Genomic DNA, 528 nt, shown 5'->3' on the forward strand with positions numbered 1-528 from the left:
CATGCTTGAGGCTCGTGGTGGCGATGCCCGACGACAGGCCGAAGGGCGTGTCGTTGGCGACAGCAAGCGCCTCGTCGTAGTCCCTGACCCGGATGACCGATGCGACCGGGCCGAAGATCTCCTCGCGGGAAATGCGCATGGCGTTTGTCGCCTCGGTGAACAGCGCCGGCTGCAGGTAGAAACCGGGCGTGTCGCGCTTCAAGAGTTCGCCGCCGAAGGCGAGCTTGGCGCCTTCCTGTTTGCCGATGGCGATGTAGTCGGTGTCCTGGTTGAGCTGGCTTTCGTCGACAACAGGGCCGATCTGGGTGCCGGCCTTCAGGGCGTCGTCGACGACGAGCCCCTGGATCCGCTCACCCATCGCAGCGACGAAGCGGTCGTGGATGCCCTCGGTGACGATGAGGCGCGAGGATGCGGTGCAGCGCTGGCCGGTCGAGAAGAAGGCGGAATTGACTGCGGCCTCGACCGCGACATTGAGGTCGGCATCGTCGAGCACGACGAAGGGGTTCTTGCCGCCCATTTCCAGCTGGT

The 528-nt window shown here is 65.2% G+C and carries 1 protein-coding gene; it reads right to left on the reverse strand.

Going from position 1 to position 528, the window contains the following annotated elements:
• A partial coding sequence (locus L981_RS32745) for an aldehyde dehydrogenase family protein (protein WP_043627013.1) occupies positions 1-528 on the reverse strand: 528 nt, incomplete at both ends.

The sequence above is a fragment of the Ensifer sp. ZNC0028 genome (assembly GCF_000799055.1).
In the GTDB taxonomy this organism is placed as follows: Bacteria; Pseudomonadota; Alphaproteobacteria; order Rhizobiales; family Rhizobiaceae; genus Ensifer.